We start from the raw sequence: 14,581 nt of genomic DNA on the forward strand, positions 1-14,581 counted from the left end.
ACCATACTGGAGAACGACATGAGCGACCTGCCAAGCGAACTGCGCTACACCAAGACCCACGAGTGGGTGAAGGACAACGGCGACGGCACCCTGACCGTCGGCATCACCGATCATGCCCAGGAGGCGCTCGGCGACATCGTCTTCGTCGAAGCACCCGAGGCCGGTCGAGCCCTGGACGCCGAGGAAGCCTGCGCCGTGGTCGAATCGGTCAAGGCCGCCTCCGACATCTACAGCCCGCTGGCGGGCGAGGTGATCGAGGCCAACGCCACACTGACCGACACCCCGGACGCCATCAACACCAGCCCCTATGGAGACGGCTGGATTTTCCGCATCGCGCCCGCCGACATGAGCGCGCTCGACGCCCTGCTCGATGCAGCCGCCTATGAAAAGGTCGTCGAAGACGAGGCCTGACCGAACCGCGCGCCGCGCACTTTTTTGACGGGTCCGCCACGCGGACCCTGGAATTCATCTATGCCTTTCGTACCCCATACCAGCGAAGACATCGCCTCCATGCTGGAGGCGATCGGTGCCGATTCGATCGAGGCGCTCTTCAACGAGATCCCCGCCGAATTGCAGGTTGGCGAGCTGGCGGACATCCCCACAGGGATGTCCGAGATGGAGATCGCCGCCCTGATGCAGTCGCGCGCGCGCGCCGACGGCCAGCCGATCTGCTTCATTGGCGCCGGCGCCTACGACCATCACATCCCCGCCGCCGTGTGGCAGATCGCCACGCGCGGCGAGTTCTACAGCGCCTATACCCCCTATCAGGCCGAGGCCAGTCAGGGCACCTTGCAGGTGCTCTACGAATTCCAGTCGATGATGAGTGCGCTCACCGGGCTGGACGCCTCCAACGCATCGCTCTACGACGGCGCCTCCGCGCTCGCCGAGGCGGTACTGATGGCGGTGCGGGCCAACCGTAAGAACAAGTCGACCCGCATTCTGATGCCGAAGGCGTTGCACCCCGCCTACCGGCGTACCGTGCGATCGATCGTCGAGAACCAGGACATCGAACTGATCGAAGTCGACTTCGACCCCAAGAGCGGACAGACCCCGATCGCATGCATTGAGGCCGCCGTCGGCGACGCCGACCTTGCCGCGCTGGTCGTGGCCCAACCCAACTTCTTCGGTGCCTTCGAGGACGTCGACGCACTGACCGACTGGGCGCATGCCCGCAACGCGCTGGTCATCGGCGTGGTCAACCCGATCGCTCTGGCCCTGCTGTCGCCACCCGGAGACTGGGGCGCCAAGGGCGCCGATATCGCCTGCGGCGAGGCGCAGCCGCTCGGCATGCCACTGTCGTCCGGCGGACCCTATGCCGGTTTTCTCTGCTGCCGCCAGGAGCATGTGCGCCAGCTGCCCGGACGCATCGCCGGACGCACGCTCGACCTGGACGGTAAGCCCGGCTTCACCCTCACGCTCCAGGCGCGCGAGCAGCACATCCGGCGCGCCAAGGCGACGTCCAACATCTGCACCAACCAGGGATTGCTGGTCACCGCAGCGACCATTCATATGACCCTGCTCGGCGCCGAGGGATTGGAGCGCGTCGCGGCCAACTGCCACGCCAATACGCGCACGCTGGTCGAGATGCTGTGCGAGATCCCCGGCGTCGAACCCCTGTTCGAGGGTGCGGTCTTCCATGAACGCGTGCTGCGTCTGCCGGCGCCCGCCGCCGATCTGCTCCGCTCGCTGGCCGAGCACGACCTGCTCGGTGGACTCGACCTGAACGCGGACTATCCCGAACTCGGGTCGGCGATTCTGGTCTGTGCGACCGAGACCCGAACCCAGGACGAGATGCGCCGCTATGCCGACACCCTGGCACAGATCCTCGCCACGCGCTGAAGGCTGGCGGCCGAATAGTTGACGAACGATGGGGGCGGGCTATTCTGATCGACCGCGCAACGGTCGCAGACGCCCTTCATCTGGTTTCGGGACATTTGTTTGGCCGAATCCGACACCACTATGGATGACCGGACACAACGCCGCGACGCCCGTCGGACACTGGCTCGCCAGAACTAGACTCGACTCGGAGACTCCCATGGCTCAAACCGCACTGCAAGGAAACCCCGTCAGCCTCAGCGGCGATCTGCCCGCCGTCGGCGACAAGGCGCCTGACTTCAAGCTGGTCGACAAGGACCTGGGCGACAAGTCGCTGGCCGACTTCGCCGGCAAGAAGAAGCTGCTGAACATCGTGCCCAGCCTCGACACCCCAGTGTGCGCCACTTCGACCAAGACGTTCAACGAGGCCATGGCCGCCAAGAGCGATGCTGTCGCACTGGTCGTCTCGGCCGACCTGCCCTTCGCCATGGGCCGTTTCTGCGGCGCCGAGGGCATCGACAACGTGATCGGTCTATCCATGATGCGCTCGCGCAACTTCGCCAAGGACTACGGCGTGCTGATCGAGGACGGTCCGCTGGCCGGCATCACCGCCCGCGCCGTCGTGGTCCTGGATGCCGACGACAGGGTCGTCTACACCCAGTTGGTGCCCGAGATCACTCAGGAACCGGACTACGAGGCCGCCCTGGCCGCACTCTGATAAACAGTCGGCGGACGCTGGCCGATGCCACGCCCGCCGCCCTCATTTCCCTCACCGACCGCCAAACCGCCATGCTGATTTACGATCAATCCCGACCGGGCCGCCGGGCCAGCGCCCAGGCACCGCTCACCCAACCCGAGATCACGGAAATCCCGGCCGGACTGCGTCGACGCTCCCGACCCGCCCTGCCCGAGGTCTCGGAGATGCAGGCGGTGCGTCACTACACCCGGCTGTCGCAGAAGAACTTCTCGATCGACACCCATTTCTACCCGCTCGGCTCCTGTACCATGAAGTACAACCCGAGGGCCTGTAACAGTCTGGCCATGCTGCCCGGCTTTCTCGGCCGCCATCCGCTGGCGCCAGACACCCACGGCCAGGGCGTGATGGCCTGTCTCCACGACCTGCAGGAGATCCTCAAGGCCGTCACCGGCATGCATGCCGTCTCCCTGGCTCCATCGGCTGGCGCTCAGGGCGAGTTCGCGGGCGTGGCCATGATCCGCGCCTACCACAAGGCACGCGGCGATCATGCCCGTACCGAGATCCTGGTCCCGGACGCGGCCCACGGCACCAACCCCGCCTCGGCGGTCATGTGCGGCTTCAAGGCGCGCGAGATCCCGACCGGCAGCGACGGCGATGTCGACCTGGATGCGCTCAAGGCCGCCGTCGGTCCCCAGACCGCCGGCATCATGCTCACCAACCCGAGCACGGTCGGCGTCTTCGATCGCAACATCCAGGCCATCGCCCGCACCGTGCACGACGCCGGCGGACTCCTCTATTACGACGGCGCCAACCTCAACGCCATCCTCGGCAAGGTCCGACCTGGCGACATGGGCTTCGACGTCATCCACATGAACCTGCACAAGACCTTCTCCACCCCGCATGGCGGCGGCGGACCAGGCGCAGGTCCGGTGGGCGTCTCGCCGCGCCTGGAGCCCTTCCTCCCGGTTCCGCTGGTCACCTTCGACGGCGACGCCTACCACTGGCAGACCGAGCGCGAGCGTCCGGACAGTATCGGCTGGCTCACCGCCTTCGGCGGCAATATGGGCATCCTGCTGCGGGCCTATGTCTATGCCCGCATGCTCGGGCGCGAGGGCATGGGGCGGGTCGCCGACTTCGCCACACTGAACGCCAACTATCTGATGGCACGCCTCAGAGAGGCCGGATTCGAGGCCGCCTACCCGGAGCGTCGCGCCAGCCACGAGTTCATCGTCACGCTCAAGCCCGAGTCGCGACAATTCGGCGTGAACGCCATGGACTTCGCCAAGCGGTTGCTGGACTATGGCTATCACGCCCCGACCACCTATTTCCCGCTCCTGGTCCCCGAATGTCTGCTGATCGAGCCGACCGAGACCGAGAGCAAGGAAGACCTGGACGGCTTTGTCGAGGCCATGATCGCCATCCGCCGCGAGGCCCAGGAGACTCCCGATCTGGTGAAGGGCGCACCTCACAGCATGCCGGTACGCCGTCTCGACGACGTCCGCGCCGCCCGTCAACTGGATCTGGCCTGGCGCCCCGGTACAAGCGAGGACATCAATGGCTAATCAGAACGCCAAGGGATGGCGCCGCGTCGTCTATGCCTTCGGTTACTCGATGAAGGGATTCAAGGCCTGCTTCGAGCTGGAAGAAGCCTTCCGGCAAGAGGTCTTCGTGCTCATCCCGCTGCTGCCTCTGGCGCTCTGGCTGGGCGAGACACCGGTCGAGCGCGCGATACTGACGGGCAGCCTGCTGATGGTTCCCATCGTAGAACTGCTGAACTCGGCGATCGAGGCCAACGTCGATCGGGTCGGACTGGAGCGCCACGAGCTCTCCGGTCGCGCCAAGGACATCGCCTCCGCCGCCGTCTTCACCAGCATCGCCCTGTGCATGCTCATGTGGGCACTCATCCTGGTGCCCAAATGGCTCTGAGCCTGTCGAGCACACTTGATGCCGATGCGGTTATATTCGCACTTACGCACGGCAGCAGAACCAAGCACCCCTAGAATGCCGGTCGCTGACCGCTGAGACACAACAACATAAAGAAGAAGGTGGAGGACCATGGGCGGACATTTCGTCGAGCAGGATTTCCTGCCTCTCAAGATCGCCGTTCTGACCGTCTCCGACAGCCGGAGCGAAGACCAGGACACCTCGGGCAAGCTGCTCAAGGAACAGGCCGAGGCGGCTGGTCATACAGTCGTCGCCAAAGAGATCGTGCCGGATGATCTCTACAAGCTGCGCGCAGTCGTCTCGCGCTGGATCGCCGATCCGGAGGTGAACGTCGTCCTCAGCACCGGAGGCACGGGCGTCACCGGGCGCGACAGCACGCCCGAGGCGCTGCACCCCTTGCTGGACAAGGAGGTCGAGGGCTTTGGCGAACTGTTCCGCCAGATCTCCTTCCAGGAGATCGGGGCCTCCACGCTCCAGTCGCGCGCCTTCGCCGGACTGGCCAACGGCACCTTCATCTTCTGTCTGCCCGGATCGACCGGCGCCTGCCGCACCGCCTGGGACCAGATCCTGCTCCCTCAGCTGGACATCCGTACCCGCCCCTGCAACTTCGCCCAGCTGATCCCGCGCCTGCGCGAGCATTGAGACGACGCCCATGAGCAACCGTAACGACTGCGCACCCCTGTCTGGAGCAAAACGCACGCTCACCAAGCAGGAGGCCATCGACTTTCTGGCCTCCCGCGTCGAGCCGATCGCCGACACCGAAACACTCGCGACCGAAGCCGCGCTGGGACGCGTGCTATCGGCACCGGTCGTCAGCGCCATCCAGGTCCCCGGCTGGGACAACAGCGCCATGGACGGTTATGCCATCCGCCATGCCGACCTCGCCGAGCACGATGGCCGCTTGCCGGTCGCACAGCGCATTCCGGCCGGCACCGCCGGCGCGCCACTCGCGCCCGGCACGGCCGCGCGTATCTTCACCGGTGCGCCGGTCCCCGACGGCACCGACACGGTTGTGGTCCAAGAGGTCTGCGAACGCGATGGCGACCATGTCATCATCCCGACCGACATCAAGGCCGGCGGCAACATTCGCCGCGCCGGCGAAGACATCGAGAGCGGATCGGCGGTGATCGCCGCCGGAACCCGGCTGGCCCCGCAGCATCTGGGGCTCGCGGCCTCGGTCGGCGTCGCCGAGTTGCGGGTCTATCGTCGTCTGCGGGTCGCCGTGTTGGCGAGCGGCGACGAGTTGGTCATGCCCGGCACGCCCCTGGGACCCGGCCAGATCTACAACTCAAACCGATTCGCGCTCATCGGCCTGCTTCAGTCACTGGGTTGCGAGGTCCTGGATCTGGGCATCGTCGCCGACACGCTCGAAGCAACGAAAGACGCACTGCGCCGAGGTGCCGCGTCGGCGGACCTCATCGTCGCCAGCGGTGGGGTTTCGGTGGGCGAAGAGGATCACATCCGACCCGCCGTCGAGGCGCTCGGCACCCTGGAACTCTGGAACATCGCCATCCGACCCGGCAAGCCGGTCGTCTTCGGCCGCGTCGCGGGCACGCCCTTCTTCGGCAGCCCCGGCAATCCGGTTTCGCTGTTCGTCACCTTCTGCCTCTTCGGCCGCCCCATCGTGCGTCGTCTGCAGGGACTGACCGGCGATGCGGCACCTCGGACGATCAAGATCCGCGCCGGATTCGACTGGCCGAAGCCGGACAAGCGCACCGAGTTCCATCGCGCCCGCATCGAGACCGGCGCCGACGGCGAACCCGAGTTGGCGGTCTACCCCACCCGCTCATCGGCCGTGCTCTCCTCGGTCGCCTGGGCCGATGGTTTCGTCGAGATCCCGCCCGGACGGACCTTCCAACGCGGCGATCTGGTCGACTTTCTTTCCTTCAGCGACCTACTGCACTGAACCCGCTATGTTACGCATCTTCTATTTCGCCAGTCTGCGCGAGCGCCTTCAGACCGAGGGGGAGTCGCTCGTACGGCCCGACTCGGTCTTCACGGTCGAGCAATTGCGCGACCATCTACACAATCGCGGCGGCGTCTGGTCCGAGACGCTCGGTTCGGAGGCGTCCTTGCTTTACGCGGTCAACCAGGAACTCGTTCGACCGGATGCCAAACTCGGCGACGATGACGAGGTCGCCTTCCTCCCGCCGGTGACCGGCGGCTAAGATCGCCGCTCGGCGCCATTGCCCCGACCGGGCCGATCAGGCAGGCTATGCGCGTTCGAAATTCAGTTGACGATCGATCTGCGTCGAGAGGGTCAGAGGCATGTTGAGCGCGAAACAGGAAGTGACCGAATTGCTGCGTCGCCTGCCGGACGACTGCACGCTGGAGGATATCCAGTACCATCTCTACGTCATGGAAAAGCTGCGCAAGGGCCGTGAGGACATCGCCCTCGGACGCGGCTATCTCAACTCCGAGGCCAAACAGCGGTTGGATCGATGGCTGGAGAGCTGATCTGGTCGCGCACCGCCCTGGATGATTCCGAGGCGATCGTCGCCTTCATCGCCCGCGACTCCCAGGTCCAGGCCAGACGCTTCGTCGAGAAGCTGGTCGACACCTGCGAGCGTCTTCTGGTTCAGCCCGCGCTGGGATCCCTACCGCCCGAATCGAGACGGGAGGGCATCATGGAGTACGGTCTCTACAGCTTTCGCATCCTCGGCGAACATCAGGGCAACGACCTGCACCTGCTCGCGGTCGTTCCCTTCCATTCCTGGAACACCCCGATGAGCGTCTCAAACCTGACGCCTTAGCCTACCGCACGCGAATACCCCTGGATCTTCCAACCAGGCACCGCTGTCCCAATGGCATCGCAAACGACGCAAGACCACCTCCACGCGAGGCCTCATCCATGCAGATGCATATCCTCCGAACACTCGGAACACGGCTGACGCTCCTGGTCATCATCGGCGGGCTTGCCGGCTGTGTCGCCGCCCCGCCCGTCGTCGAGCAGACCTGGCCGAATGGATACGACGCCTATCTGGTCGACGGCACCACGGCCCCGGATGAAAGCGATCGGGACGAAGCCTACTATCCTGACGATTCGCCCCGCGTCAGCACGCACCTCTACTTCGGCTACGGGCCGATGTTCCTGTACGACTCGCCTTTTTACTACGCCCCCACACCCTGGTATTACACCTCACCCTGGTATTACCCGAGATATCGTAACTATCGGATAAACCGCCACCGGTATTGGCGCGACCGGGACTACCATCGTTGGGGCCACAAACCGAGATACCCGACCGACCGGCGCCACCGGGACCGCAATCGGCACCGACCACCGGATCAACGCCCACGCGACCCGAACCGTCGACCGCCCCACAACAACGGCGGCGATCGGAAACCACGCCCGACACCAGCCGAGCGCCCACGAAACCACGACCGCTCCTATCGCTCCAACGACACCCCACCGAGCCGGCGCGGCTACAGACCCTCACGGAACGCAACCGCAAAACCGACAGGACGGCGGATCTACAAAGGCAATGCTAACGCTCGACGCCAATGACGTCGTCCGGGTTCAGCTGCGCTGCACCCGGACGACGCGACACGACATCAGGCGGTGGAGGTACGGATCCAGTCCACCCGCTTGCGCATGACACCGTAGTAGACCACCGGGATGACGATCAGGGTCAGCAGGGTCGAGACGAAGAGCCCGAACAGCAGCGAGACGGCCAATCCGGAAAAGATGGGATCGTCAAGAATGAAGACGGCCCCGGCCATGGCGGCGACGGCAGTCAGGGCGATCGGCTTGGCGCGCACCTCGGCTGAGCTGATCACGGCCTCCTCGAACGACTGGCCCTCGCGGACCTGCTGATTGATAAAGTCGACCAGCAGAATGGAGTTGCGCACGATGATGCCGGCCAGGGCGATCATGCCGATCATGGAGGTCGCGGTGAACTGGGCACCGAGGAGCGCGTGCCCCGGAAGGATGCCGATCAGGGTCAGCGGGATCGGCGCCATGATGATCAGCGGCACCAGATAGCTGCGGAACTGGGCGACCACCAGCAGATAGATGAGGATCAGCCCAACGCCATAGGCAATGCCCATGTCGCGGAAGGTCTCGTAGGTAATCTGCCACTCGCCGTCCCATTTGAGGCTGTACTCATAGGGGTTGGTCGGCGCCTGACGGTACCATTGCTGCAACCCCATCTCCTGGCTCAAGGTGCTGGCCATCTCGAACATGCCATAGAGCGGACTGTCGATCGGCCCCGCCATGTCTCCGGTCACATAGACCACGGGCAGCAGATCCTTATGATGGATGCTGTGCTCGCGGGTCCCGTCGACGATCGAGAGGATCTCCGACAGCGGAACCAACCGATCGGAGGACGCACGCACCCGTAGCGCCAACACCTGCTCCAGATCGGCCTTGTCGGCCTCGCTGTAGCCGACCCGGATCGGCACCGCGTATTTGACGTTGGCACCGTGCAGATAGCTCACGTCCTCGCCGTTCAACACGGTCGACAGCGCGGTCGCGACACTCGCCTGCTCGACCCCGAGACGTGCCGCCTTGGCACGATCCACCACCAGGGTCAGCTTGCGTGAAGGGAACTCGACCGAGTCGTCGACATCGACGATGTCGGGCGTCGATTCGAAGACATCGCGCACCTGCTTTGCGACCCGAATCTGACCCGCATAGTCCAGTCCATAGACCTCGGCGACCAGCGGCGAAAGCACCGGCGGCCCAGGCGGAATCTCGACGATCTTGGCATTGCCATCGTAGCGTCTGGCGATCTCCTGCAACGGCCCACGCAGCCCCTCGGCAATGGTGTGGCTCTTCTTGTCGCGGTGATGCTGGTCGATCAGATTCACCTGCAGATCGCCCACATTGGCGCCCTCGCGCAGATAGTACTGACGCACCAGGCCATTGAAGTTGATGGGCGCCGCCGTGCCGGCATAGGTCTGGTAATCGGTGACCTCGGGCACGCCCGACAGATAGTCGCCCATCTCGGCGAGCACCCGTGCCGTCTGCTCCAGACTGGTCCCCTCGGGCATGTCGAGCACGACCTGGAACTCGCTCTTGTTGTCGAACGGCAGCATCTTGAGCACCACGGTGCGGTTGACCGCGAGCCAGATGGATCCCGCGATCAGCAGCAGCATGCTGGCGAGCAGCAGCCAGCGGTTGATGATGCCTCGCCGTCCGACGAGAAAGGGGGTCATGAGCCCGGAGAAGACCCGGTCCAGCCAGCTCCGTTCGGCATCCGCCACCTCATGACCGGCGTGCGCATGCGCCAGCGAGACGCGCCCCAGCATAAAGTTGGTCATCCAGGGCGTGAAGACAAAGGCGACCATGAGCGAGATCAGCATGCCCATGGAGGCGTTGATGGGGATGGGGCTCATGTAGGGCCCCATGAGACCGCTGACGAAGGCCATGGGCAGCAGGGCGGCGATGACGGTGAAGGTCGCCAGAATCGTCGGACCGCCGACCTCATCGACCGCGCGCGGCATCAGCTCGAGCAGCCGCCCCTTGCCCATCGCCATGTGCCGATGGATGTTCTCCACCACCACGATGGCGTCATCGACCAGGATGCCGATCGAGAAGATGAGCGCGAACAGCGACACCCGGTTGAGGGTGAAGCCATAGGCCCAGGAGGCGAAGAGCGTCAGGGCCAGCGTGACGATGACCGCGGCGCCGACGATGATCGCCTCGCGCCAGCCGATGGCGAAGAGCACCAGCAGCACCACGGAGGCGGTCGCGAAGGTCAGCTTACTGATCAGTTTCTTGGCCTTGGCGTCGGCGGTCGCGCCATAGTTGCGGGTCACCGTCACCTCGACATTCTCGGGAATGACGATGCCCTTCAGCTGCTCGAAGCGCTCGATCAGATCCTGAGCCACCTCGACCGCGTTGACGCCGGCCTGCTTGGCCACCGCAATGGTCACGGCCGGGGTGGAGCCGGCCAGATCCACACCCGCCAGAGTGCCGGCCGGTCCGGCGCCCATGCGCACATAGGTCTCGGGCTGCTCAGGGCCGCGCTCGATGGTCGCGACGTCGCGCAGGAAGACGGGGCGTCCGCCATGCAGACCCACCACCAGATCGCCGATCTGCTCTGGGCTGGATAGGAAGGTCCCCGCCTGGACCAGGATCTCCTGATTGTCCGAGGTCACCGCCAGATCGTCGCGGGTCAGGTTCCCCGCTTGGAGCGCGTTGCGCAGACCGTCCAGATCGATGCCGTGGCCGGCCAGGGTCTCGGGCTGCAACAGCACCCGAACCACCTGTTCCGGCATGCCGAGGGTATAGACATCGCGGGTGCCCGGAACACGCTTGAGTTCCTGCTCGATGGCGTGCGCGACCTGCCCAAGCTCGAAGGCGCCGACCTGATCGTCTTTCGACCAGAGCGTAGCGGTCAAAATGGGGACGTCGTCGATCCCCTTGGGTTTGACGATGGGCGTGCCGGCGCCCAGATTGGCGGGCAACCAGTCTTGATTCGAGAAAACCTTGCTGAACAGACGCACCACGGCGTCCGTGTTGTCTTCGCCGACCCTGTACTGAATGGTAAGGACCGCCATGCCGGGTCGAGACACCGAATAGACGTGCTCGATGCCCTTGATCTCGGAAAGCACCTGCTCGGCCGGGCCAGCGACCAGATTTTCGATCTCGGAGGCCGAGGCTCCCGGCAAGGGAATGAAAACGTCGGCGAAGGTGACATCGATCTGCGGCTCCTCCTCGCGCGGTGTCACCATCACCGCGAAGAGCCCCAGCAGCAGACCCACCAGGGCCAGCAAGGGGGTGATTTCGGTGGCCTGAAAACGACTGGCGATCCGGCCGGCGATACCGAGCCGCTCAGTCATGACCGTTCTCCCCCGCCGCATCGATCCGCGTCTGCACCTGCTCCTTCAGCAGCACCCCGGCCGCGATCGGGTCCAGCGCCACGCGCTCATCCGCCGTTAGACCGGCCAGGACCACATAGGCGTCCGGCAACGCCCGACCCAGACGGACCTGACGAAAGTGCACCCCTCCATCCGTGCCGACCACATAGACGCCGGTCACCTCGGAGCGATGGACGACGGCCTTGCGCGGCACGGTCAGCTCGGATTTCTCGCCCACGATGAAGCTGGTCTTGACGAACATACCCGGAAAGAGCGCACGCAGCCTGTCTCCCGGCTGGGTGGGCAGATCGATGCGTACCTTGAAGGTGTTGGATCCCAGATCGGCATAGGGAAAGACCGTGATCTTGCTGGTCTCGATCATCTCGCCCCCGGAAAGATAGACCCGCGCAAGCGGCTTCTGCTCGGCATCCGAGTGAGACCGCCGAATCGCCGGGATGATGCTCTGGGGCACATCGACCGTGACCCGCAACTCATCGAGCGAGATCCCGCTCATGATGGGCGTGCCAGGACTCGCGATCTCGCCGAGTTCGACATGACGGTGGGTGACGATTCCCGAGTAGGGCGCGCGGATCTCGGTGTAGGCCAATTGCTCGCGTGCCTGCTCCAAACGCGCCGTAGCGGCATCGAGCGCTGCCTGGGCGCTGGCCAGATCAGCGGTCGCCTTGTCCATGGCCGAATCCGAAACGTTCTTCTTGCGATAGAGGCCCGCGACCCGCTCGTGCTCATCCTTGGCCTGTTGCAAACGCGCCGTTGCCGATTTGAGATCCGCCTCCGCCTGATTGACACGGGCGCGGTGCTCCGTGTCCTTGAGGCGGGCAAGCAAGGCATCCTTCTCCACGAAGTCGTCGACATCGTAAAAGATTTCCTGCACTTGGCCTTGAGTTTGGGCCGAAACCGTCGTGCGATTGACCGCCTCGACGACCCCGTCGAGGCGGTATTCACGAGGCAGCGTGTGATAGCTGGCGAGTGCGGTTTCCAGTGGCTCGGCGGCAAACGGATGAACACCGAACGTCAGCAATGCAGCCAGTGCCGCAAGAGATGTGATTGAACGCATATAGATGGCTTCCTTAATACATTAGCCGTCTCTTAAATTAGATACCTCTAATATCGCATGAACCGACGGCATTTCAAGCCCAAGCACCCCTCCGCTATCGCGTTGACCTGCAAGCATTGCAAAACCATGACGGCCTTTTACACTTGGCATCCGCTTGCTGGACCTCGCCATTCCAGCCCGCTTGAACCGATACGGCAGGACCCCTGACGCCCATGAGTATGGAGCCCGTCGAGGTATGGCCCATAACCACATGAGGATAGCCCAGTGAACCCATGGTCCGAGGATTTGATTGCGATCGAGCGCGCCAGAACCCTGGACGGACTCTTTCTGCAGCGGACTATCCGATCGCCCGAGCGCGTCGCCTACCGCTACCATGAGCGCGGCAACGGCTGGAAGGAGCTCACCTGGCGCGAAATGAGCACCTGGGTTGCCCGTTGGCGCCAGGCGCTTTCGGCCGAGAACCTGATGCCGGGAGACCGCGTCGCCATCCTGCTGCGCAACTGTCCAGACTGGATCATGTTCGATCAGGCCGCCTTCTCGCTTGGCCTGGTCACGGTCCCGCTCTATACCGACGACCGCGCCGACAACGCCGCCTATATCCTGCAGGACGCGGCGGTCAAGACCCTGCTGATCCAGGACGCCGGACGCTGGCGCCGGCTCGCCGAGGTGGTCGGCGACGCCACCTGGCCGCTGCGGGTCGTCATTCTCGAACCCAGCCCAGCCGCCTACGAACTGGCCGAGGAAGATCCGCGCGTGGTGGTCGCCGAGCGCTGGCTGCCCGAATCCGCCCCGGCACTACAGCCACGCATGGGCGATCCCAATAGCCTGGCCACCATCGTCTACACCTCCGGCACGACCGGACGTCCCAAGGGGGTGATGCTCAGTCACCACAACATGCTCGCCAACGCGCACGGCGTTATCACGCTCATCAATGTCTACCGCGAGGATGTCTTCCTTTCCTTCCTACCGCTCTCGCACATGCTGGAGCGCACCGGCGGCTACTACCTGCCACTGATGGCGGGCGCGACCGTGGCCTACGCACGATCCATCGCCCAGCTCGCAGAGGACATGCAGACCATCCGCCCGACGGTCATCATCGCCGTCCCGCGCGTCTTTGAGCGCATCTACCAGCGTATCGCCGACCAGTTGGAGACCAAACCGGCCGCAGTCCGCTGGTTGTTCAACACGGCGGTGAAGGTCGGCTGGCGCTCCTTCCAGCGCACACAGGGACGTGCCGGCTGGCACCCGACGCTGCTGCTCTGGCCGTTCCTGCGGCACAAGGTGGGCGCTCCGGTCTTGGAGCGGCTCGGCGGACGCATACGCGCCGCCGTCAGTGGCGGCGCCGCCCTGCCGAACAGCGTCGCCCGCACCTTCATTGGACTGGGCCTACCGCTTATCCAAGGCTACGGACTGACCGAGACCAGCCCGGTGGTGAGCGTCAATCCGCTGCAAGCGAATATCCCCGACAGCGTCGGCCCCCCCATCCGAGGCATCAAGGTCCGCATCGGTGCCGACGACGAGCTTCAGATCAAGGGGCACTGCGTCATGATGGGGTATTGGAACAACCACGCCGCGACCGCCAAGGTGCTGTCGCAGGACGGCTGGTTCCACACGGGAGATCAGGCGCGCATCGAGAACGGGCGCGTCTACATCACCGGTCGACTCAAGGACATCTTGGTGCTCTCCAACGGCGAGAAGGTTCCGCCCGGAGATCTCGAACTGGCCATCAGCCTGGACCCGCTGTTCGACCAGACGGTCGTCCTCGGCGAGGGCCATTCCTATCTCACCGCGCTGCTGGTCCTGAACGCGGACCTATGGAGCGGACTCGCCCGAGAATACGGTCTCAACCCGGAAAGCGTCGAAAGCCTCGACGACCCGCAACTGCACAAGGGCATCCTCAAGCGCATCCGTTTCGCCCTGCGCGACTTCCCTGGCTACACCAAGATCCGACGCGTCACCCTCACGCTCGAACCCTGGTCGATCGACAACGGGCTGCTGACCCCCACGCTCAAAATCAAACGCAACAAGGTCGTCGAACGCTATCGCGACGCCATCGAAGCCATGTACAGCATGGACAGTTGAGCTTGCCTCGCGAGCGCTAAGTGCATAAACTAGTCGTCTGCTGCGGGTGTAGTTCAATGGTAGAACAGGAGCTTCCCAAGCTTCTAACGTGGGTTCGATTCCCATCACCCGCTCCATATTCCCGCCTCGGCCCTCGACCTGGCCAATCGCCCCCGAGAAATGTC

General features: G+C 64.5%; 14 protein-coding genes and 1 tRNA gene. 13 read left to right on the forward strand and 2 right to left on the reverse strand.

Features of this window, described 5'->3' with window-relative positions; genetic code table 11:
* The first annotated feature begins 18 nt into the window (after positions 1-18).
* The 11 genes from gcvH to THIDRDRAFT_RS25470 all read left to right on the forward strand — a co-directional run bounded on the left by gcvH (position 19) and on the right by THIDRDRAFT_RS25470 (position 7,961).
* Complete coding sequence (gene gcvH / locus THIDRDRAFT_RS05405; RefSeq protein WP_007039798.1) at positions 19-411, forward strand: glycine cleavage system protein GcvH; 393 nt, start codon at positions 19-21, stop codon at positions 409-411.
* Positions 412-471: 60 nt separating this feature from the next.
* Positions 472-1,839, forward strand: coding sequence for an aminomethyl-transferring glycine dehydrogenase subunit GcvPA (gene gcvPA / locus THIDRDRAFT_RS05410; RefSeq protein WP_007039799.1), 1,368 nt, complete (start codon positions 472-474; stop codon positions 1,837-1,839).
* Between the two features lie 196 nt (positions 1,840-2,035).
* Positions 2,036-2,533: a thiol peroxidase gene (gene tpx / locus THIDRDRAFT_RS05415; protein WP_007039800.1), complete on the forward strand. Its 498-nt coding sequence runs from the start codon at positions 2,036-2,038 to the stop codon at positions 2,531-2,533.
* 71 nt (positions 2,534-2,604) lie between these two features.
* The gene (gcvPB, locus tag THIDRDRAFT_RS05420; protein WP_007039801.1) at positions 2,605-4,074 is read left to right on the forward strand and encodes an aminomethyl-transferring glycine dehydrogenase subunit GcvPB; all 1,470 of its coding nucleotides are present in this window, start codon (positions 2,605-2,607) and stop codon (positions 4,072-4,074) included.
* On the forward strand, positions 4,067-4,438 hold the full coding sequence (locus tag THIDRDRAFT_RS05425) for a diacylglycerol kinase (protein ID WP_007039802.1): 372 nt from the start codon (positions 4,067-4,069) through the stop codon (positions 4,436-4,438). The genes gcvPB and THIDRDRAFT_RS05425 overlap by 8 nt, the downstream gene beginning before the upstream one ends.
* Positions 4,439-4,567: 129 nt before the next feature.
* Positions 4,568-5,098, forward strand: coding sequence for a molybdenum cofactor biosynthesis protein B (gene moaB, locus THIDRDRAFT_RS05430; protein ID WP_007039803.1), 531 nt, complete (start codon positions 4,568-4,570; stop codon positions 5,096-5,098).
* Positions 5,099-5,108: 10 nt separating this feature from the next.
* Positions 5,109-6,362, forward strand: coding sequence for a molybdopterin molybdotransferase MoeA (locus THIDRDRAFT_RS05435; RefSeq protein ID WP_007039804.1), 1,254 nt, complete (start codon positions 5,109-5,111; stop codon positions 6,360-6,362).
* A gap of 7 nt (positions 6,363-6,369) precedes the next feature.
* Positions 6,370-6,624, forward strand: coding sequence for a molybdopterin converting factor subunit 1 (gene moaD, locus THIDRDRAFT_RS05440; RefSeq protein ID WP_007039805.1), 255 nt, complete (start codon positions 6,370-6,372; stop codon positions 6,622-6,624).
* A 100-nt stretch (positions 6,625-6,724) separates the two neighbouring features.
* Positions 6,725-6,913: a hypothetical protein gene (locus tag THIDRDRAFT_RS05445; RefSeq protein WP_007039806.1), complete on the forward strand. Its 189-nt coding sequence runs from the start codon at positions 6,725-6,727 to the stop codon at positions 6,911-6,913.
* Positions 6,898-7,209 (forward strand): type II toxin-antitoxin system RelE/ParE family toxin, encoded by a 312-nt coding sequence (locus THIDRDRAFT_RS05450; RefSeq protein WP_007039807.1) that lies wholly within the window; start codon positions 6,898-6,900, stop codon positions 7,207-7,209. Before THIDRDRAFT_RS05445 ends, THIDRDRAFT_RS05450 begins: the two co-directional genes overlap by 16 nt.
* 98 nt (positions 7,210-7,307) lie before the next feature.
* Entirely contained in the window at positions 7,308-7,961 is a 654-nt protein-coding gene (locus tag THIDRDRAFT_RS25470) for a hypothetical protein (RefSeq protein WP_007039808.1), read from the forward strand.
* Positions 7,962-8,008: 47 nt separating this feature from the next.
* Here THIDRDRAFT_RS25470 and THIDRDRAFT_RS05460 read toward each other — a convergent pair whose 3' ends face one another.
* On the reverse strand, positions 8,009-11,242 hold the full coding sequence (locus THIDRDRAFT_RS05460; protein WP_007039809.1) for an efflux RND transporter permease subunit: 3,234 nt from the start codon (positions 11,240-11,242) through the stop codon (positions 8,009-8,011).
* Positions 11,235-12,335 carry an efflux RND transporter periplasmic adaptor subunit gene (locus THIDRDRAFT_RS05465; RefSeq protein ID WP_007039810.1) on the reverse strand — a complete coding sequence of 367 codons (1,101 nt, stop codon included), beginning with the start codon at positions 12,333-12,335 and terminating at the stop codon, positions 11,235-11,237. Before THIDRDRAFT_RS05465 ends, THIDRDRAFT_RS05460 begins: the two co-directional genes overlap by 8 nt.
* A gap of 264 nt (positions 12,336-12,599) precedes the next feature.
* On the opposite strand from THIDRDRAFT_RS05465, the gene THIDRDRAFT_RS05470 reads away from it, so the two are divergent.
* Positions 12,600-14,417: an AMP-dependent synthetase/ligase gene (locus THIDRDRAFT_RS05470; RefSeq protein ID WP_007039811.1), complete on the forward strand. Its 1,818-nt coding sequence runs from the start codon at positions 12,600-12,602 to the stop codon at positions 14,415-14,417.
* A gap of 42 nt (positions 14,418-14,459) precedes the next feature.
* Positions 14,460-14,533, forward strand: a tRNA-Gly gene (locus THIDRDRAFT_RS05475).
* Positions 14,534-14,581 lie beyond the last annotated feature (48 nt).

Origin of the sequence: Thiorhodococcus drewsii AZ1 (assembly GCF_000224065.1) — a bacterium.
In the GTDB taxonomy this organism is placed as follows: Bacteria; Pseudomonadota; Gammaproteobacteria; order Chromatiales; family Chromatiaceae; genus Imhoffiella; species Imhoffiella drewsii.